The following is a 19802-nucleotide window of genomic DNA, read 5'->3' as shown; positions in this document are numbered from 1 at the left end:
CAGGGCATAAAAACCGGAAGAACCAATCCCCTCAATTCGACTTTATATTTTTCAATTGTTTGCATCACCCCGCTGCTCAAGTGGCGGCAGAAAAGACCGTACAAACAGCCAGAGTACGTTTTTTTACGATGCTTGACAATACTCTATCGAAGAACAATCAACCTGGACCTCTCTACAGGATCCGTCAGCATGTCATGAAAAAGCTCTGCAAACGTGCCGGCGTGAAGGCTTTCGGTTGGCATGCGATCAGGCATTTAACCGCCGTAATCCTGTACAAATCGGGAGAACCGGTGAGTAAGATCCAGAAGATCTTGAGGCACCAGCACCGACGACTACGGAACGGTATTTGGCGAGTCTCGGGATTTGGAACGGAGCAGATGAAGGAGGCTTTGGAGGTTCTTGGAAACCGTGGGCCAGCAAAGGAGATTCCCTTGCATCAAAAAGAAAAAGCCCTATGAGAGAGGGCTCACAGGGCTCAGGATATCCACTTGGGATATCCACCAGATCTCTTAAGGCTACTTCATGCAACAACCTGTTGTTTTCGTTTGGCGTCCCCAACCGGATTTGAACCGGTGTTGCCGGCGTGAAAGGCCGGTGTCCTGGACCGGGCTAGACGATGGGGACGTAAAGTGAGGATGCTTTTATCGAACCTCCCCTCACTTGTCAAGTCTTTTGTTTGGTGGGCCGTGCTGGATTCGAACCGGCGACTCTCTGCTTAAAAGGCAGATACTCTACCTGCTGAGTTAACGGCCCAATGTGATAATCACCCAAACAGAAGCTCGCTTTTAGCATTCTCATTTTCTTGTGTCAAGAAGGAAATGCTGATTTTTTTACCAGGCGGAAAACCCAACCATTGAAGACTGGGGAACTCAGGTTGACTTATCCTCAGATTTACAATAAGTTGAACGCATTGAAACTTGGAAATACCCAACAATAGTTCTCCAGAGAACTCAATCGGCTTTGCCGGGGTTTAGTATCGATACCGGGATCATTTTTTCGAAAAAGAGGAGGATTTACGAATGAAAAAAGTCACCTTGGGACCGCAAACGTTGCTCTACCCCATGCCTGCTTTTCTGATCGGTTCGAATATTGACGGGAAACCAAACTTCATGACGGCTGCCTGGAGCGGCATAGCGAACAGCAATCCGCCCATGGTGAGTGTGGCCCTCCAACATCATCGGCACACTTACAAAGGGATCAAGGAAAACGGTACTTTCTCCGTCAATGTTCCTTCTGCGGCTCTGGTGAAGGAAACCGATTATTGCGGAATCGTTTCGGGAACAAAAGAAGACAAAACAGCCGATTGCAACTTCAATGTTTTTTACGGCAAGTTGGGGAATGCGCCTCTCATCGAACAATGCCCGGTGAACCTTGAATGCAAGGTGGTCCATATTCTCAATCTCGGCAGCCATGCTTTCATCATCGGCCAGATCGAAGAGGTGCATGTTTCGGAAAACTGCCTCACGGACGGCCAACCCGATGTCTCGAAGATTGATCCCGTCGTCTTCTGCACGGGAGGAAGGAAAACCTACCGCGGACTGGGCGGAGAACTGGCAGCCGCTTTCAGCGTGGGAATGGAAATAAAGAAGTCCAAAGGTTAGAGGGCAAACCCAGGCAGGACGGCCACCGAGTCGCCCTGCCGCTCCCGGACCCGGCGGATTCAAACAAGATCATCGGAGTCCCTTTTGTATCGGGACGAGAAACCGCATGGTCCGCCGGCCATTGACCGGCAAAGCCATCTTTTCACCAAAAGATCAACCGGACCCTTTCTCACTCGAAGTTTCGCCCCAATCTTCTGCGTTCCCGCCCTCAACTCACGAGTTTTTCTCCTGCAGCCAGGCTTTCCAATGCGCTCCTGTCCAATATTTGGATCCTTCGTCCATCCACCTGAATGAATTCTTGCTGGCTCATTTTCGCCAGGATGCGCGACAGGGTCTCCGGGATTGTTCCCAGGAGACTCGCCAATTGTCCCTTGGTGATATCGAGATCGAAGGTGTCTGACGCGCGATTGCGTTCACTCAAACACAGCAGGTATGCGGCCAGCCTTCCCGGCACCTCTTTGAGGGAGAGATCTTCGATGAGATGAGTAAACTGCCTCAGGCGCTGTGCCAGTATCGCCAGCATGTTGGTCGCAAGCGACGGTTCCTTTCGAATCAGATCCATGAAGGCATCCCGGGGGAAAAACAGGACCCTTGACGGCTCGAGAGTTTCAGCGTGGGCAGGATACCGGCCTCCGGCAAATACGGGAACTTCCCCGAAGAATTCTCCTTTTCCGAAAATATGGAGGATCTGTTCCTTGCCTTCCAAAGAAAGTTTATAGACCTTGACCTTTCCGGAAACGATAACGTAGAAACCGGTGGCCCCGGCTCCTTCGGAAAAGAGCGTCTTCCCTTTTCTGCACTCCTGATCCACGCAAATATTCACCAGTTCATGGAGCTGTTCTCTCGGCAGGCCTTCAAAAAGGGGGATTCTTGCTACATGTTCCACCAACTCCATGAGTTTGTCTCCTTTTCCGCTGAAAAAAATTTTCGCCGATTTGACTCAAGTCAATGTGAAACCGCGCCTTCCGGATTATTTTCATAGTCAAGGGGAAGGAATTACAAAAAGGGTATGATTCTTTTCGTAATCGAGCGGACGCTCAACCCAAATGGATGAACGGAAGCATCGGCAACGCTCATCATACTCTTCCCGATAAAAATAAACTTCTTGATTTAGATCAAGGAACATTTGGAAACAGACCGGTACAATACTTCAAAAAATGAAGCAAGTGATGAATACGTTGAAGATGAGTTTTTAACCTCACAAATGACGGATAGAAAGGAGAAACACCATGTTTTGTTACCAATGTGAACAAGCGGCAAAAGGCGAAGGATGCACCAGGATAGGCGTATGCGGAAAACAACCCGATGTGGCTGCATTGCAGGACCTCCTGATTCATGCTCTCAAGGGTTTGTCTCTCTACGCCGTGGAAGGGCGCAAGGTGGGAGTGGAAGATCACGAGGCGGACGTTTTCACCTGCCAGGCGCTTTTTTCCACCTTGACCAACGTGAATTTCGATCCTGAAAGCCTGGTCAAGTTGGTCACACAAGCGGTTGAACTCAGAGACGCGCTTAAAGCGAAAGTAAAGGCCGCCGGCGGCAAAACGGATTTTTCCCAGGATGCAGCCAATTTCAAACCAGCTGACAATCTCGAAGGATTGCTGGCACAAGCGGAGAAAGTGGGACTCAAATCCGATCCCACCATCGACCCCGATATCCTCTCTTTGCAGCACACGTTGCTCTTTGGCATCAAGGGCATTGCAGCCTACGCCGACCACGCCCAGATCCTTGGACAGGAGGACAACTCGGTTTATGCTTTCCTGCACGAAGGATTGGCTGCAACCCTCAATAAGGAACTGGGATTGAACGACTGGCTCGGCCTGGTTCTCAAATGCGGCGAAGTGAACCTGCGGACCATGGAACTCCTGGATGCCGGAAATACAGGTACCTATGGCCATCCGGTTCCGACCAGGGTCCCCCTCGGCCCCAAAAAGGGAAAAGCCATTCTCGTTTCCGGTCACGATCTGAAAGACATGGCGGAACTTCTCAAACAGACCGAGGGCAAAGGGATCAACATCTACACACATGGTGAAATGCTTCCCACCCACGGGTACCCGGAACTCAAGAAGTACCCGCACTTTTATGGCCATTACGGGACGGCTTGGCAAAATCAACAAAAAGAGTTCGCCCAGTTTCCCGGTGCGATCCTTATGACCACCAACTGTATTCAGAAACCTCAAGGTTCTTACATCGACAATATCTTCACCACGGGGTTGGTGGAATGGCCGGGTGTGCCGCATGTGACCAACAAGGATTTTTCTGCGGTGATCAAGCGAGCTCTCGAACTTCCCGGTTTCCCTGAAGACGTGCCGGGCAAGGAAGTCATGGTCGGCTTCGGCAGAAACACCATCCTGGGGGTCGCCGACAAGGTGATCGAAGCGGTGAAAAACAAGGACATTCGCCATTTCTTCCTGGTGGCAGGCTGCGACGGGGCCAAACCGGGTCGAAACTACTACACCGAATTCGTGGAAAAAGTTCCCAAGGATTGTGTAGTCTTGACGCTGGCGTGTGGAAAATTCCGTTTCTTCGACAAGGACCTCGGCACGATATCCGGCTTGCCCCGCCTCATGGATGTCGGACAGTGCAACGACGCCTACTCCGCCATACAGGTGGCCATCGCCCTCTCCAAGGCCTTCAATGTCGGAGTGAATGAACTGCCGTTGTCCATGATCCTTTCCTGGTACGAACAAAAGGCCGTCGCCATTCTGCTGACGCTGCTCCACCTGGGAATCAAGGATATCCGCCTCGGACCTTCACTCCCGGCATTCACGACCCCCAACGTGCTGGATATCCTCGTGAAGAATTTTGACATCAAACCCATTTCTACTCCGGATCAAGACCTCAAGGCGATCCTGGGTTAAACAGAAAAAAGGGAGTGGGCCCGCAAGGTCCCACTCCTCTCGAGAACGAAGGCCGACGACTGGGAGCCTGTAAGGAGGAAAAAATGAAATGTCCTGGACAAGATAGCCGTTATTGGGAACCGGGCGCCATTTTCGAGGCGGAATGCCCCCAGTGTGGCCATCCCGTTGAATTCTTCAAAGATGAAGCCACCCGTAAGTGCAAGAACTGCGGACACAAATTCGCCAACCCCAAAATGGACTTCGGCTGTGCCTCCTACTGTAAATTTGCAGCCCAATGCCTTGGAAATCTTCCTCCGGAACTCATGGCACAGAGGGAGAACCTCCTGAAAGATCGTGTGGCATTGGAGATGAAACGCTATTTCAAAAAGGATTTCAAACGCATCGGCCATGCCAGCAAAGTGGCTCAATACGCGGAACGCATCGTCAGGGAAGAGCAGGGAGATCCAGCGGTGGTGCTCACCGCCGCCTATCTCCACGACATCGGCATCAAGGAAGCGGAACGCAAGTACAACAGCACGGCCGCAAGGTATCAGGAAGAAGAAGGTCCCCCCATCGCCCGAGATATTCTCACCCAATTGGGGGCGCGGGAAGAACTGATCCGGGAGGTGTGCGACATTGTCGCCCATCACCACCATCCCAGGGAGAAAGAGACAGTAAATTTCAAGTGCCTCTACGATGCGGACCTCATTGTCAACCTGGAGGAAAACCGCAAGGAAAAACCCATCGAACCGGAAAGATTGGCCCGATTGATTGAAAAGAGTTTTCTCACAAAGGCCGGCAGGAAACTGGCGGAAGAAGTGTTATCCCGGTGAGAGAGAAAGATGCCTTAACCCTTTCGGGCCGGCTGAAAACAGAGAACATTCATTCCTCGATCCCAAGAGGAATTTCAACATATAGAAAAGTCACTGGAGCAAGAAAATGAAAACGGTAAGAAAAATAATCCAAATCGACGAAGAATTGTGCGACGGCTGCGGAAAGTGTGTCCTTTCCTGTGCAGAGGGCGCCATTGAAGTCATCGACGGAAAAGCAAAGATAGTCAAGGATTCCTACTGCGACGGTCTGGGAGCCTGCCTGGGAGAATGCCCTCAGGGTGCACTCAAAATCATTGAACGTGAAGCAGACGAATTCGATCCCGAAGCGGTTGAACATTATCTGGAGGAGAAAGAAAAACAGGCAAAGGCAGGAACATTCGGCATGGCATCGGGCTGTCCATCCCGCAATGTCCAGATGTTTCCCGCATCCTGCGAGGAAGCCAACCGCCCCGTGGTCCAGGCGGGTGATTCCTCGGCCCTTTCGCACTGGCCCGTCCAGATCCGGTTGGTGCCTCCCAGCGCCCCTTTCCTGCAGAGGGCGGATCTTTTGGTGGCAGCGGGTTGTACCCCTCTGGCATATCCCAACTTCCACCGCGATTTTCTTAAAGGGAAAGCGGTAATGGTCGGATGTCCCAAATTTGACGACTCTCAGGAATATGTGAAGAAATTTGCCGATATCTTTCGCGCAGCCAACATACAAAGCATTACTGTAGTGGACATGGAAGTGCCCTGTTGCTCGGCGCTCCCCAACATCGTCAAGAAAGCCATGGATGAAGCGGGAAAAGAAATTCCTCTGGAAGAAATCGTTATCAGTGTCCGAGGAGAAATTCTGCGAAAAGAGAAACAGGTTGCATGATGAACCGCCGGTTCAGAATGTTTTGATGATATGAAAATAAACCGGGAGGAGGAAAATGAGAGTTCCCCCCTCTTCCCCCTTCCTATCAAATACTGCATACATCTCCCGGATGATGCACACACCGACGGTTCCTCGGTTCCAACCAGCGATTCTCATTTTGGATGTCTCTCATGATATTGGCATTTCCGACATCCCCCTCAATCCCTTTTCAAAAGGGGGAAGACTCTATCTTAAAAATTCCCCCCTCGAGGAGGACAGGGTGGTGTAGGTTTTTCAAAATGAGAATCGCTGAGTTCCAATGGATCAAATATTGCGTCCGGTCTCAAGCCCTCAACTTCTGAACCCGGGGAAAATCGTTTTCCAATTTCATTCTTGCAAAAGAACAAAAGATCATTATTATTTGAATCGATCATCCTTGCTTTTTTACCCTCTCACCCGATTGTGATCCCTATGCAAAATTTGATTTTTCTCAATTCATTCCAAAGGATTACAGGATTTTTAATCATACTGGGCATGGTTTTCACAACGCAGGCGTGCAGCAGGCAATCCTGTTATGCTCCCCCCCCGACGGCATCCTCCATTTCCGCCACTCCGGTCAAGCCCTCCGTCACACCTTCTGCGCCTTTACCCGAAAGCGCAACCTGCCCCCCCTCAGGAGCCTGGGTAGCCGAGAAATGCCTCACCAATCTCGATTCGCCAAGAACAGTGGTCCATGAAGTAGGGCCGCTTGAAACGATCTGGCGCTTGTCGAAAATGTACAATGTCCCCGCCGAATCTATTTATTCCGCAAATCATCTCAGGCCGGGCGAATCCATCCACATCGGTCAGAAACTGACTATTCCCAATGCCAAGATGCTGAGGAATGTGATTTCACTTTATCCCAACAACAAGTGGAAATATATCATCATACACCACACCGCAACGGACATCGGCAAAGCCTCGCTCATCAACCGGAACCATCAGGACCGTGGCTTCTGGAACGGGCTCGGGTATCATTTTTTGATCGACAACGGCACACTTGGAAAGGGGGATGGCCAGATAGAAGTCGCACCCCGCTGGATCAAACAGCAAAACGGGGCGCACTGCAAAGCGGGTGGAATGAACGAAAAAGGGATCGGTATCGCTCTTGTGGGCAACTTCAGCCAGGACGTCCCAACCCCCAGCCAGATGGATTCCCTGGTGTATCTCTTAAAAACACTCTGCAATTACTATAAAATTCCAGCATACCATGTCAAAGGACACAGAGACGTGGATGGTGCGAACACCGAGTGCCCGGGCAGCCGTTTTCCCTGGTACAGCGTCCGTCAGTGCCTCTCCACGTTTTAAATGCTTTCGGGTCTACAGAAGTCTTCCTGCCTTCTTGTGTGGCAGCAGTTCATCTTCAATTGCAGATCCCCAAGATGGCGCAGATGCCGCCCCATGGAGAAGAGAGGCGATTTTTGAACTCTCCATATTTTTGTATTTTCCAGGCGTTCTTTGCAATGAACGATAACCTTGCAGGAACCTTCAGCACATCGAGATCCATTCTAAGCGCTGCATTTCCTTCGGCTTTGAAGCCGCGCAGGCTCTTGCCTTGCAGCAGACTTTGCATTAGTATTGCTCTTTCGCTTATTTTTCTCTATACTTAACTAAAATTTGTTCATATTACTTTTATATGCTCATGTCAGAATGACTTGTAAAATCAATGAGGAGGATCCCATGAATGAGCTCTTGGCTCCGGGTGGGAGTTTAGAGATGGTCGAAGCGGTTTTCTCTCGGGGCGCCAATTCAGTTTATGTAGGTTCTAAGGGTTTCAGCCGCCGAAAATGTGCCTGGGAAATGGAAGATTCTCAGATCAAGGAAGCCATTGAGATCGCCAAACCCTACGAGGGGAAAGTACGCATAGCCCTCAATGCCGAGATTCCTCCCGAAAAGCAGATGGTTCTTCTTGGAAAAATCTCCAAATATGCATCCTGGGGTGCAGAGGGTGTGATTGTCAAGACCCCTGCCGTCATGCAGATGGTGAAAAAGAATTTTCCTGAGCTGCTCATTCACGCCAGTGTGGGATGTAATATCCAAACACCAGCCCAGATGAAGGAATATATGGGCTATGGGGCGACTCAGATCGTGGCCAGCACGGAAATCAACACATTGGAGAAGCTCAGGACGTTCAAGGAAGCGGCGGATGCTCTCGGTGTGGCTGTGGAAGTCCTCGTTCACGGCAATCGCTGTGTGGGCGGTGTCGGCAATTGCGCTTTTCATGAACTGATCAGCGACTCCTATATCAAACACGTTTATACGGATGAAGACGGCAATGAAATCGTGGAATATGAAGGCTGGCCCGACAGAAGCGGGAGCTGTTTCCGGCTGTGTCTGCTCACAGACGAACAAAGGCGTAAAGTGCTGAAGCAGCGGGGACGAAAGGATGGAGAAATCGAAGCCATCAATGACCGCATTCGCCGCCACCCCAATGTGGCATTTGTCATCAACGGCAAGGAGCTGTGGGACTATATGGACCTCGGGCTCAATACGCTGAAGGTCCAGGGGAGGGAATACGCTGTGAGTCTCATCAGCCGCATGGTATTCATCTACCGGTCCTTGATCGACGCCCACGGGAGAGGGGCAAGACATGATCAGCCCGACCTGATCCCTCTGCAGCAGGAACTGGAAGAAATCTGTCTCGACCGAGACCGGGTCCGCATGGAAAAGACCCGAGAATTGCACCGGAATATCAAAGGCCTTTATGCCTGACGGATGCCCTGTCTCCGGTAGAGACCTCCCGGTCTCCGCTGGAGATCGTTCTGCTCAACCTCCCCGTCTTCATGCCCCCGGCACTCACACAGAAGGTGAGTGCCCAAAACGACCTAAAGTGTTTTCAGCAAGGGCAATGACGCTCGAAACTCCTCGGTTCCCGCACGCCCAAGCAATTCAAAGATCACCATTTCCGTGGAGCTGATCACTGCCCCTGCCTTTTCCAGACGCCGCAATCCGATTTCCCGGTCGAAATCGCTTCGTGAAGCCACGGCATCTGCAGCAACATGCACCTTGTACCCCAAACGCAGAGCGTTCGCTCCCGTGTGGAAAATACAAACATGGGCCTCGATGCCTGCCAGAAGCAGTGTTCTACGTCCCGTTTCGGCAATGGCCCGGGCCATGGCTTCGTTTTCAAAACAACTGAATGCCAATTTATTCAGGATCTTGGGTTCGTTCACCTTTTGCAGGAGTTGAGGCAGAACCCCACCCAATTTGTCCGCATTGTGTACAGAAAAGAATACCGGAATATTCAGGAGATCCGAGATCTTCAAGAGGGCTGGAACATTCTTCAAAAGGCGGTCTTTGCCTTCGCAGGGGTTCAGCATCACTTTCTGAATATCCACGAGAAACAAAATGCAATCATCCCGATCCAAAAATTCTGCGTAACTATTCATCGGTTTCCCTTTTTTGTTCATACCGCCGGATGCCGTCCAGGGGGAAACGGCCTTCAAATCCGTTTCGCCAGCCAGCGGGCGATGTAAGAGCTGGAACCGGTGTGTGCGGCACAAAAATCCATGGCTGCGGCCTTCACGCGATCCCGTGCCCCCCTATCCATCAGCCATGCGTCCAATGCAGTCTCCAACTCTTTAAGCGAGAAGACCTTCTGTCCACATCCCGCACGCACGAGGCTCGCTTCCATTTCCCGAAAATTGGACAGGTGCGCCCCCCAGAGGGTCGGTTTTCCGCAGGCGACCGCCTCAAGGGGATTATGGCCTCCGAACGGAACGAGACTCCCTCCGATAAAAGCCACGTCCGCCAAGGCATAAAATATGCTCAGTTCTCCCAGTGTATCAAGAAGATAAACCTGCCTTTCTCTTGCCGATTCTCCCCGGGAACGCAAGGATGCCTCCAATCCATGCTTGCGGCAAAGGACAAGCAAATGGGGAATTCTTTCGATATGGCGTGGCGCCAAAACGAGCAGCAGATCAGGGTAGCGCACTCTCAACCGGGCATGGATTTCCAGGAGGATTTCCTCCTCCCCTTCATGAGTGCTCCCCGCAATCCAGGTGAGTCGCTGCCCATCTATTCCTGAACTCCTTCTCAAAAAAGAGAGATCCTCTTCAGAATGGTTTCTCAAAACGGAATCAAATTTGAGGTTTCCAGCGGCATGCACCTGTTCCGGAGCCACTCCCAGGACTTCGTATCGAAATTTATCGTCCAAAGATTGAGCGAAAATGAAGTCAAAACATCTGAAAAGCACGCGGACAAAAGGCGCCAGGCTTTTCAATCGACGGAAAGACTTCTGAGAAATCCTGCCGTTGACAAGCACGGTGAGAACACCCCGACGTTTCAAAGCATGGAGCAGGTTCGGCCAGATATCGGTTTCCACGAGCACAAAAAGATCCGGCTTGAGGTGGTCCACCAGGGAATGCATGCTCCATGGGAAATCGTGGGGAAGCGTAAAGAAAGCATTCACGGTGGGGCCAAGGCGGGCCCGGCCCATTTTGAGTCCCGTTTCGGTCGCGGCTGAAAAGAGGATCTCCAGATCCGGCCTTTCCCTTTTGATCGCATGCACAAGGGGGACGACCGAAAGCGTTTCTCCCACTGAAAGGGCATGAACCCACACTCGCCGTGGCCCATGGGGAAGGAACGGCGGACGCATTCCCAGGCGTGCCGGATAATTATCACGGTATTTGCCGTCTGTATGGACCCTCAGAAAATAGTAGAAAAATAAAACGGGCCAGAGAAGCGTGATGAAAATATTGTATAGATGATACCAGAGCCTTCTCTGCAATGGGGAAAGATGGGATGAATGGGAAGCGTGATCTAGCATGGCTGGTCTTTCAGCTTTTCAGTTTTCATGAGCATCACCAAGCCGGCTACACGCGCCCCCACACCCGGTTCGCCCAAATGGCTTCGAATTTTTGCCAGTTCCTGCCGTTGTGCATCCAGTTTTTTCGGATCCAGAAGCATTTCCAAGGCTTCTGCTGCAATGCGTTCGGCAGTGGCTTCGTGCTGAAGCAGCTCGGGAACGATGCCCCGCCCCGCAATCAGATTGGGAAGTCCCACATGTTTGACCTTGATCAGGTGTCGTCCCAAATAATAACTGAAGTGGGATACCTTGTAGACGATGATCATGGGAACGCCCAGGATGGCCGTCTCGAGTGTCACCGTCCCGGAGGCCGTTATGACCAGGTCGCAGCCGCGGATTACGCCATAGGTGTCCCCTTCCACCAGCCGGACGGGCAAACCCGAACGCAGTACTTCCCTTTCAAATGCCCGGCTATCCAGTGTGGGAGCAACGGGCAGAAGAAAAGAGATCTCGGGCAAGCGTCGAATCAGGAGGGAAGCCGTTTTCAGCATTTCGGGGAGAAGCGACCGGATTTCGGAATGTCGGCTGCCTGGAAGAAGCCCCACAAAAGGACCGGTTGAACGGGTTCGATAACGGCCTTCTCTCTCCTCCCGCGCAGCTTCCACAACGTCCAAAAGGGGATGGCCGAGAAAGTGCGCCTGCACCCCGTAGCGCCGGTAGAATTCCTCCTCGAAAGGCAGGATCACCACCATCTCGTCCACAAGGCGTTTCAGGGTATGCACCCTCCCCCTTCTCCATGCCCAGATCTGGGGGGGTATATAGTAGAGGACTTTGATCCCCAGCCGGTGCGCCTGGCGGGCAAGCAGGAAATTGAAGTCGGGAAAATCAATGAGAATCAGGAGATCGGGTCGCTCCTGAACGAGATGACGTTTGATCTTTCGCCACGCACACCAGATGACTTTGGCGTGTCGAAAAACTTCAAAGAGGCCGACCACGGCCATGTCTCGGTTGTCCACCAGAACGGAAGCCCCCGCCTGCTTCAGTTGAGGGCCTCCCAGGCATGTGATCTTCGAGGACGGTGCAATGGACTTGATGGCACGGACAAGCCCGGCGGCGTGCAGGTCTCCGGATGCCTCCCCAGCGCTCAGGAAGATTTTGATGGATGGTTTTTGGGAGAATGCCATTTTCCACGCATCTGTTCTTCGATTTGATGAGATATATCCAATGCCACGGCAAGGGCTCTCAGCCCCTGGACGCCGTCCACGAAAGGCTTCTCCCCCGTCCGCACGGACCTCAGAAAAGAGCTGATTTCTTCCTCGAGAGCGTCTTTTGCTTCGATTTCCAGCTCTTCGACGGAAATCTGCGGGTACCCCGCATCATCGGATTCCTCTTCCTTGTAAACGGCGTAAGCTCTTTTGTTGGCGTAATCAGCCGAAAGATAGCAGTCTTCCTGAAAAACCCTGAGCTTTCGCATATTTTTGAGGGACATCCGGCTCGCCGTGAGATTGGCCACGGCGCCGTTGACGAATTCCAGCCGGACACTGGCGATATCCGGCAGGGGGGTCAGGACCGATACGCCCGCAGCGTGAATGCGTTCCAGGGGGGATTGGATGATATGGAGCGCGATGTCGATATCATGAATCATGAGATCGAGGATAACATCCACCTCGAGGCCGCGTTCGTTGAACAAAGCCAGTCGGTGGGCCTCGATGAACATGGGGTTCCTGAGGCGCGGGTACAAGGCGACAAAGGAGGAATTGAAACGCTCCAGATGGCCCACCTGCAGAATACATCCCTTCTCCCGGGCCAATCGAATGAGCTGCTCCCCTTCTTCCAGGGTATGGGTCATGGGCTTTTCCAGCAGCACATGGACACCGGCAGCCAGGAATTCCCTGGCCACATCGTAATGATGAACGGTGGGGGTCACAATGCTCACGGCATCGACACGACCCAAAAGCCGGCGGTAGTCACTTACACCTTCCGTCTGCACTTCTGCCGCCACTTTTTTGGCCTGGGCTTCATTGATATCTGCAACAGCGACGAGATCGGCCTCCGGAAGGCGCGCGTATTTTTGCGCGTGAAACCGCCCCAAGTATCCCACGCCGATTACCCCCACCCGCAGAGCATCCGGTTTGGGCTTCCGGATGAACACTGCGCTCTGAACCTTCCGGGGGGGAACCTCACCCCTGCCAATCGTGTCCCGGGGGTGCACCACCGCCACATTTCGGGAATCGGCATCCTCGGAAATCTCTTCTTCATCTCTTCGAACCAGAAAAGTGATTCCAGCCGCATCGGCGACATCGATCATTCGATCAAGATCGAAAACCAGCGTTTTTCCTGCTTCGACCACCAGAACGCGAGCCCCTACACGTTTCATGGTTTCGATAGTGTCCAGGCCCACGGCCGGAACGTCAAATCGCAGATCCTGAATCGGCTTGCTCACCTTGACGACCACCGCTCCGCCACGGCACAAGCGTCCTCCACGAAGGATGGTCGCATCGGTGCCGTCGATGCCCTCAACAGCCAGGACCGCCTGGTTCTTGACCACCATGCACTGCCCGATATCCAGGTGCCCCACTGCTTTGGCCATGCGCCACCCGAAGGAAATATCGGCCAGTTCGCGGCGGTTGGGTTTGCGGCGGGTCAAGATGCCTTCGGGAGCCAGAAGGGATGGCAGAAACAGGGTCGAAGACTCGATGTATATCCCCTCCGATTCCAGTTCTTCGGCCAAGGCTCTCAGGAGGAAATCGTCCTTTTTGTTCAGGACCCGGTTCAACAGCTTGACTGCACGCCAATCCGGGCGTATGCGGGCATAAAGCTTCGTTTTGTTGATGGCCCCGGCCATGGCGGCATGAGAAATGCTGGTCTTCTTGAAAACCTTGATCAGGCGGTTGAGCTGCCCGAGCTTCAACAGGTGGAACTCGGTGACGTATTTTGCCAGCATGGGGTCGGTTTCACCTTCAAATCCCACAGCGACGACCTCAACACCGGCCTGGCTGGCTGCATGAGCAAAAAGGAGCGGAAATTGACCGCTCCCTGCAATGAGTCCCACCCGGCTATACGCTATATTCGGAGTATCCGTTTCTCTACCGCTCATACCGTGAATTTTGTAACCCCCCGTTTGGAATGCTCTTCCATGAACCGCACAAGGGTCTCGACTTCCGGAAGAAAATCAACCTCCTCGCGAACCTTCTCCACAGCATCTTTCAAGCTCAGGCCGGACCGGAAAAGGATCTTGTAACTCTTTTTCAAAGCATGAATGGCGTCTTTTGAAAAATGATTGCGGCGGAGCCCCACGAGATTGGGTCCGTAGAGCTTTGCAGGGGCACCAAATGCCAGCATATAGGGCGGCATATCCATGCGCAGGCCCGACTTGCCCCCGATGAATGCATGGGTTCCAATACGCACGAACTGATGGATTGCCACCAACCCCCCCAGAGTCGCATGATCATCCACCTGCACATGCCCTCCCAGAGTCGCGGCATTGGCCATTACCACATTGTCCCCAATGATACAGTCGTGCGCCACATGGGAATACGCCATGAAATAGCTCTGATTCCCAATGCGCGTACAACTCCTGCCATTGCAGGTACCACGGTGGACGGTCACGTTTTCGCGAAAGATGTTCCCATCCCCGATGATCACCTGAGTTTCTTCACCTTTATAGCTGATATCCTGGGGAGCACATCCGATGGAAACAAAAGGATAAACCTGGTTCCGTTCCCCGATTGTCGTCCATCCGTCGATGACCGCATGGGGGCCCACCACGGTGCCAGAGCCGATCGTGACGTTCGGCCCGATAACGCTGAAGGCTTGTATCGTCACATCCTCCGCCAACTGAGCCTTGGGGGACACGATGGCAGTGGGATGAATTTCCATAGCGTACTTCTCTCCTTGTAAATCGATTGAATGGTGGCTTGAGGATGAACACCCGCTTGTTTCAGCCGGCTTCACTCACTCTTTTCCGGCTTTCCCTGATCAATAGTCGCCATGAGCTCCGCCTCCGCCACAAGCTGATTGTCGACGTAGGCTTCCCCCTGCATCTTGAAAACGACTCCACGCTGTTTGAGCATTTTCAGCTTCAAAATCAACTGATCGCCGGGACGCACGGGTTTGCGGAACCGCACCTTGTCCATTCCCATGAAATAGACCGCATTGGATTTCAGTTCCGGCAGTTTTTCAAAAGCGAGAATTCCCCCCGCCTGGGCCAGCGCTTCCACGATGAGAACACCGGGCATAATGGGTTGAACGGGAAAATGGCCCTGAAAAAAGGGTTCGTTGATCGTTACATTCTTGAGCGCCACCAATTCTTCGGATGTGCTTTCCAGCACACGGTCCACCAGCAAAAATGGATAGCGGTGAGGTAAAATTTTAAGAATTTCCAGAATATCCATGATCATTCCCTGTGCAAAGATGCTTCGAGTTCAGCGATCTTCTTCTTGAGGTCCATGAGTTCATCCTTGTATTGTGGAAGGCGCCTCAAATTTCCCATGACCCTAAGCCATTCCCTGTGGGGCAGAGCAGGAATTCCCGCCACATCCTGGCCGGCCTTGATCGAACGGCTCACTCCCGCCTTGGCTCCAATGCGAACTCCATCGCCGATTTCTATGTGCCCGACGACTCCCACCTGGCCTGCCAAAATCACATGTTTTCCGAGGCGAGTGCTTCCGGAGATTCCAACCTGGGACACGATGATGGAATGCTCTCCCACCACGACATTGTGTGCCAGCATGACCAGATTGTCTATTTTCGTTCCCCGCTGCACCCATGTCCGCCCGAAAGTGGCCCGGTCGATGGTGCAGTTGGCACCAATTTCCACATCATCATCGATCTGAACGATCCCCACCTGGGGAATTTTCACGTGATGCCCCTCTTCATCCTGCGCGAATCCAAATCCGTCCGCTCCAATGACTGTCCCCGAGTGTATGGTGACCCGGTTTCCGATGCGACACCCATCCAAAATGGTTACACCCGGGTAAATGAGACAATCCTGCCCCAGGCTGACTCCGGCCCCGATATAGGCTCCCCCGTAAATACGGGTACCACGGCCGATCTCAGAATGATTCCCGATTTGCACTAGGGGACCGACGCGAACATCCTCCCCCAACTGAATGTTTTCTCCGAGGCAGACGCTATCATGAATTCCAGGGGGGAGAAAAGGCGGCTCCACGAAAAGCTGCCCAACCCTGGCCAGAGCAAGATAGGGCTGCTTGCATACCAGAAGGGGAAAATCGATGTCTTGAAGGGCTGGGGACACGATCAAAGCAGATGCTTTGGTTTGGGATAAAAGGGATAGGTACTTTTTATCGGAAATGAAGCTCAGCTGGCCGGGACAAGCATCCTCAAGGGAGCCCACTCCTTCGATGCGGATTTCCGGGTTTCCTTTGACGGCAGCTCTCAAATGCCCGGCCAGCTCCCCCAACGAAAATGACTTCTTCTTATTATTTCTGTTGTCACTCTCTGTCATGAACAAAATTCCGGTTCCAGTAGCCAACGACCAAAAACCGGAAGAGTTGAGGTCTATCAACTCTTCCGGTTCTGAAGCTCGCTGCCCGGTATCTATTTTTGTTGCCTATTTGTGGGGAGCTACTTTATCCAACTCGTCGATCACGCGCCTCGTCAAGTTTTCCTTGTCATCGGCAAAAACGATTCCGGCTTTTTCACGTTCAAAAATGTAATCGTACTTCTCTTCTTTTCCGATCCTCCGAACGATTTCAAGCACCTTGTCGACCAGAGGCCCTGTCAGTTCATTGGAAAGCTTGCTCATCTTCGCGTTGGATTCCATCAGGAGCTTCTCGCCTTCCTGCTGAAGAGCCTGAAGCTCCTTGATTTTCTTTGCCTTGGTCTTCTCGTCCAATACATCCTTCTTTTTGTCGAACTCTTCCTTGGCGGTTTTAAAGGCCTGCACCTTACGGTCGACATCCGCTTTGATGGAATCTCCCTCCCTCTTAAATTCTTCATTGGACTGCTTTCCCCAGCGGGATTGCTGCAAGACTGTCGGCAACTCAAAATATCCGATCTTGGGGGACGACGCAGCCCAAACGGTTGAAGAGGAAACAACAAAAATGCCAAGCACCAATAAGATCCACCAACCTGAGATTCTCTTTTTCATTCATTCCGCTCCTTAGAAAAATGCACCTGCTGAAAACTGCCATTTCGAATTGTCTTCGCCGGGTTCGGGGTCCAAATTGTAGCCCCACTCGATGCGAAGAGGTCCAAACGGAGAATTCCATCGAATGCCTGCACCGGCATCGGTCCTGAAATTCGACACATCAAATTCGTCAATATCGTTATAAGCGTTGCCCGCATCAAAAAAGACAACACCCCGTACACCCAGCTTTTCAATCAGTGGGAAAAGGACTTCAAAGTTGGCCACGCCATAGGTCAAGCCGCCAATGACCTCCCCCTGCTCATCCTTGGGGCCGACATCCCCCCAGTCGAACGCACGCAGTGAATTGATTCCGCCCAGGAAAAACCGTTCATAGATGGGGACGGGATTATCCGGATCCGTTTCGTCGATATACCCAAACTCCCCCCTCACAAATCCCACCAACTTCCAGTAAATCGGGAAATACCAACCCGAATGCACTTCGCTCTTGATAAAATCGCTGTCGCTGCCCAGGTACTGGGAGGAGAATTCCATAGAGACCGCATTGATGGTACCCTTGGTGGGCAGGAAGGGATGATTGGTCGTATCCCGCTCGACGCCCATGGTAATGCTGCTTTTGATGCGGCGTCCCTCCTGAGATTTGATGTACACTGAAGCCGTATCCGCTACATCCGTAACATCGGCATCTTCAAACGTGTAATAGGTATTCAACCGGCTGTAGTTTCCAAAGGGATAACCCGTCCGGATTCTAAACCCGATGGCATCCTTTGTAAAATCGTTGTATTCCCTGAGCCAGTCATAAACGTCGATCCCGGCAATGATATGCCTGTCGAAAAGCCACGGTTCCGTGAAGCTGGCGACATAACGCGAAGCGTCCTGGCCCAGATAGGCCTTGAAGCCCAGCGACTGCCCTCTTCCGAAGAGGTTGCGCTGCATGATTTCACCACTGGCAAAGAGCCCGTCGTCCGAAGAAAAACCGCCACCCACACTGATGGCTCCGGTGAGCTTTTCCTTCACCTTGACATTGAGATTCATGATATCGGATTGTTCCCCTCGAGAAGGAGTGATTTCCACATCTTCAAAATAGTCGAGCTTCTTGAGGTTCGTCATGCTCTCTTCCATTTTAGTCGAATTGAAGGTATCCCCTTCCGCCAGCTTCATTTCACGCCGAATCACCTTGTCTCGAGTCTTGGTGTTGCCGGTGATGTAGATTCTCCCGATATGCACCAGTTCCCCTTTTTTTATATTGTAGGTGATGTCTGCCGTCTGGTCTTCTGCGTTGCGCTTCACTTCGGGATCCACCTGCACGTAGGCATACCCTTCGTTCATGTAGCTCTTGCTGAGAAAGTCAATATCTTCACGCAGTTTTTCACGACTGAAATATTCACCGGATTTCGATTTCAGATCCTCTTTGATCTTTTCCTCATCCTTGATCAGGTCACCGGAAACCTTGACACTCGTAACCTTATACCGTTCCCCTTCATCTATGGGAATATTGATATAAAAACCATCATCGCGGCGGGTTATTTCAGGGGTGCCCACTTTGGCATCCATAAACCCTTTATCATGATAGAAGACGGTCAAACGATCCGTATCCGTTTCCATAATGTCTTTCTGCAGAATGCCTCGATCGGTGACCCAGGAGAGCACGCTCTTCTGTTTGGTCTGCATGATGCCACGAAGTTTGCGCCCCGAGAAACTCTTGTTCCCCGTAAAGGAAATCTTCTTGATGTAAACCTTATTCTTTTCATCGATGTCGAAGACCACCGTCGCTTTTCGGGGATCTTTGGGAAACTCGATCTGCGTCTTCACGTCGGCGTTGTAATAGCCTTTCTGGCTGTAAAGCTTCAAGATTTTCTGTACATCTTCGGCAACCACGTTCTTTTGCAGGATCGTGTACTGCCTGGTGCCGATAGCTGCGAGGATATCCTTTTCCTTGATCTTTTTGTTGCCCTTGATGCGCACTTCCTGGACCGTGGGATTTTCCTGCAATACGAAGGTCAGGACTTTGCCGGCCGATGTGTCGGTCACCTCCACGTCGACCTTCTCGAAATAACCCATCTTGTATATGGCTTTGATATCTTCGGCCACCTGTTCCGAACGGAGGAGTTCCCCCTTCTTGCTCTTGATATTCAACTTGATGGCTTCAGCTTCGATGCGCTCGTTGCCCTGGATCTTCACATCTGCAATGACCGCCTTGGCCAGAAGATGAACCGCCATCTGCTGTATGATCTGGTTGATAGCGGCGGCGAGGTTTTCCATTCCCTTTTCTTCGGCAAAAAGCGGTTCCGTTTTCTTGGCGCCTGAAACATCGATCAGTTTGGCATCCAGGCTGATGTTGTTGCCGATTTCGTTCAGGCTGCCCGTCACGACATACCCTGCGGAGAGCCGCCTTCCGATGGAGCGCGCCTGGTCTTCCATCTGCACGGATTCACCTGGTCGAACGATTTTTTCCACTTCCTGAGGATCGACGGTCTTAACGCCTTCCGCATTGAGTTGACGCACCAGCAGATCAATGATCGTTTTCTGTGTCTTGACCGTATCTTGTTTGCTATGGATCGTGAAAGGCAGTAATGCAACGCTTGGGGTGCTGTCCTGAGCCCACGAGATGGAACTCATCCCAATAAGACATAGAATCATCCACAACTTGCGCATGAAGTTTTCCCCCCCCCGTTATAGCCCGATTCCCCGACTGACCGGCCCTCGAAGGCCATCGCTCCTACCACTTCTGGATTTCAGGAGATTAAAGGCAAAATTTCTTATCATATCAATGGACGCAATGAATCATTCATAAACAGAAC

18 protein-coding genes and 2 tRNA genes are annotated in these 19802 nt (G+C 52.0%); 7 read left to right on the top strand and 13 right to left on the bottom strand.

Annotated features, from left to right (window positions below):
• The first annotated feature begins 128 nt into the window (after positions 1–128).
• Entirely contained in the window at positions 129–458 is a 330-nt protein-coding gene (locus tag QMG16_RS19700) for a tyrosine-type recombinase/integrase (RefSeq protein ID WP_373878687.1), read from the top strand.
• An 88-nt stretch (positions 459–546) separates the two neighbouring features.
• On the opposite strand, the gene QMG16_RS16820 is transcribed toward QMG16_RS19700, so the two are convergent.
• Both QMG16_RS16820 and QMG16_RS16815 read right to left on the bottom strand, forming a co-directional pair.
• A tRNA-Glu gene (locus tag QMG16_RS16820) sits at positions 547–624 on the bottom strand.
• Between the two features lie 53 nt (positions 625–677).
• Positions 678–753: transfer RNA gene (locus QMG16_RS16815), tRNA-Lys, on the bottom strand.
• Between the two features lie 266 nt (positions 754–1019).
• Between QMG16_RS16815 and QMG16_RS16810 the strand changes: the two genes are divergently transcribed.
• Positions 1020–1601 (top strand): flavin reductase family protein, encoded by a 582-nt coding sequence (locus QMG16_RS16810; RefSeq protein WP_281796101.1) that lies wholly within the window; start codon positions 1020–1022, stop codon positions 1599–1601.
• Between the two features lie 208 nt (positions 1602–1809).
• On the opposite strand, the gene QMG16_RS16805 is transcribed toward QMG16_RS16810, so the two are convergent.
• Complete coding sequence (locus QMG16_RS16805) at positions 1810–2496, bottom strand: Crp/Fnr family transcriptional regulator (RefSeq protein ID WP_281796099.1); 687 nt, start codon at positions 2494–2496, stop codon at positions 1810–1812.
• A gap of 334 nt (positions 2497–2830) precedes the next feature.
• On the opposite strand from QMG16_RS16805, the gene hcp reads away from it, so the two are divergent.
• The 4 genes from hcp (at position 2831) to QMG16_RS16785 (ending at position 7453) form a co-directional block, all read left to right on the top strand.
• Positions 2831–4459, top strand: a complete 1629-nt coding sequence (gene hcp / locus QMG16_RS16800) for a hydroxylamine reductase (RefSeq protein WP_281796098.1) — start codon at positions 2831–2833, stop codon at positions 4457–4459.
• Between the two features lie 83 nt (positions 4460–4542).
• Positions 4543–5271 (top strand): HD domain-containing protein, encoded by a 729-nt coding sequence (locus QMG16_RS16795; RefSeq protein ID WP_281796096.1) that lies wholly within the window; start codon positions 4543–4545, stop codon positions 5269–5271.
• A gap of 106 nt (positions 5272–5377) precedes the next feature.
• Positions 5378–6127, top strand: coding sequence for a 4Fe-4S binding protein (locus QMG16_RS16790; protein WP_281796095.1), 750 nt, complete (start codon positions 5378–5380; stop codon positions 6125–6127).
• A gap of 513 nt (positions 6128–6640) precedes the next feature.
• Positions 6641–7453 (top strand): N-acetylmuramoyl-L-alanine amidase, encoded by an 813-nt coding sequence (locus QMG16_RS16785; RefSeq protein ID WP_281796094.1) that lies wholly within the window; start codon positions 6641–6643, stop codon positions 7451–7453.
• 55 nt (positions 7454–7508) lie between these two features.
• Here QMG16_RS16785 and QMG16_RS16780 read toward each other — a convergent pair whose 3' ends face one another.
• Positions 7509–7718 (bottom strand): hypothetical protein, encoded by a 210-nt coding sequence (locus QMG16_RS16780; protein ID WP_281796093.1) that lies wholly within the window; start codon positions 7716–7718, stop codon positions 7509–7511.
• 107 nt (positions 7719–7825) lie between these two features.
• Between QMG16_RS16780 and QMG16_RS16775 the strand changes: the two genes are divergently transcribed.
• A complete protein-coding gene (locus QMG16_RS16775; protein WP_281796092.1) occupies positions 7826–8857 on the top strand; it encodes a peptidase U32 family protein in 1032 nt (343 codons plus the stop codon).
• Positions 8858–8970: 113 nt separating this feature from the next.
• On the opposite strand, the gene QMG16_RS16770 is transcribed toward QMG16_RS16775, so the two are convergent.
• The 9 genes from QMG16_RS16770 to bamA all read right to left on the bottom strand — a co-directional run bounded on the left by QMG16_RS16770 (position 8971) and on the right by bamA (position 19656).
• Positions 8971–9534, bottom strand: coding sequence for an isochorismatase family protein (locus tag QMG16_RS16770; RefSeq protein WP_281796091.1), 564 nt, complete (start codon positions 9532–9534; stop codon positions 8971–8973).
• Positions 9535–9587: 53 nt separating this feature from the next.
• The gene (locus QMG16_RS16765) at positions 9588–10913 is read right to left on the bottom strand and encodes a 3-deoxy-D-manno-octulosonic acid transferase (RefSeq protein ID WP_281796090.1); all 1326 of its coding nucleotides are present in this window, start codon (positions 10911–10913) and stop codon (positions 9588–9590) included.
• On the bottom strand, positions 10907–12076 hold the full coding sequence (lpxB, locus tag QMG16_RS16760) for a lipid-A-disaccharide synthase (protein ID WP_281796089.1): 1170 nt from the start codon (positions 12074–12076) through the stop codon (positions 10907–10909). The genes QMG16_RS16765 and lpxB overlap by 7 nt, the downstream gene beginning before the upstream one ends.
• Positions 12037–13989, bottom strand: coding sequence for a UDP-2,3-diacylglucosamine diphosphatase LpxI domain-containing protein (lpxI, locus tag QMG16_RS16755; RefSeq protein WP_281796088.1), 1953 nt, complete (start codon positions 13987–13989; stop codon positions 12037–12039). The genes lpxB and lpxI overlap by 40 nt, the downstream gene beginning before the upstream one ends.
• A complete protein-coding gene (gene lpxA / locus QMG16_RS16750; RefSeq protein ID WP_281796085.1) occupies positions 13986–14771 on the bottom strand; it encodes an acyl-ACP--UDP-N-acetylglucosamine O-acyltransferase in 786 nt (261 codons plus the stop codon). The genes lpxI and lpxA overlap by 4 nt, the downstream gene beginning before the upstream one ends.
• A gap of 71 nt (positions 14772–14842) precedes the next feature.
• Positions 14843–15286: a 3-hydroxyacyl-ACP dehydratase FabZ gene (gene fabZ, locus QMG16_RS16745; protein WP_281796084.1), complete on the bottom strand. Its 444-nt coding sequence runs from the start codon at positions 15284–15286 to the stop codon at positions 14843–14845.
• A 2-nt stretch (positions 15287–15288) separates the two neighbouring features.
• Entirely contained in the window at positions 15289–16359 is a 1071-nt protein-coding gene (lpxD, locus tag QMG16_RS16740; protein ID WP_281796082.1) for a UDP-3-O-(3-hydroxymyristoyl)glucosamine N-acyltransferase, read from the bottom strand.
• 105 nt (positions 16360–16464) lie between these two features.
• Positions 16465–17004 (bottom strand): OmpH/Skp family outer membrane protein, encoded by a 540-nt coding sequence (locus QMG16_RS16735; RefSeq protein ID WP_281796081.1) that lies wholly within the window; start codon positions 17002–17004, stop codon positions 16465–16467.
• Positions 17005–17016: 12 nt separating this feature from the next.
• Positions 17017–19656 carry an outer membrane protein assembly factor BamA gene (gene bamA / locus QMG16_RS16730; RefSeq protein WP_281796080.1) on the bottom strand — a complete coding sequence of 880 codons (2640 nt, stop codon included), beginning with the start codon at positions 19654–19656 and terminating at the stop codon, positions 17017–17019.
• Positions 19657–19802 lie beyond the last annotated feature (146 nt).

It is taken from the genome of Desulforhabdus amnigena (assembly GCF_027925305.1).
Taxonomy (GTDB): Bacteria; Desulfobacterota; Syntrophobacteria; order Syntrophobacterales; family Syntrophobacteraceae; genus Desulforhabdus; species Desulforhabdus amnigena.
The sequence above is the reverse complement of the archived record's forward strand: the minus strand, read 5'-3'. Positions and strand labels throughout refer to the sequence as shown.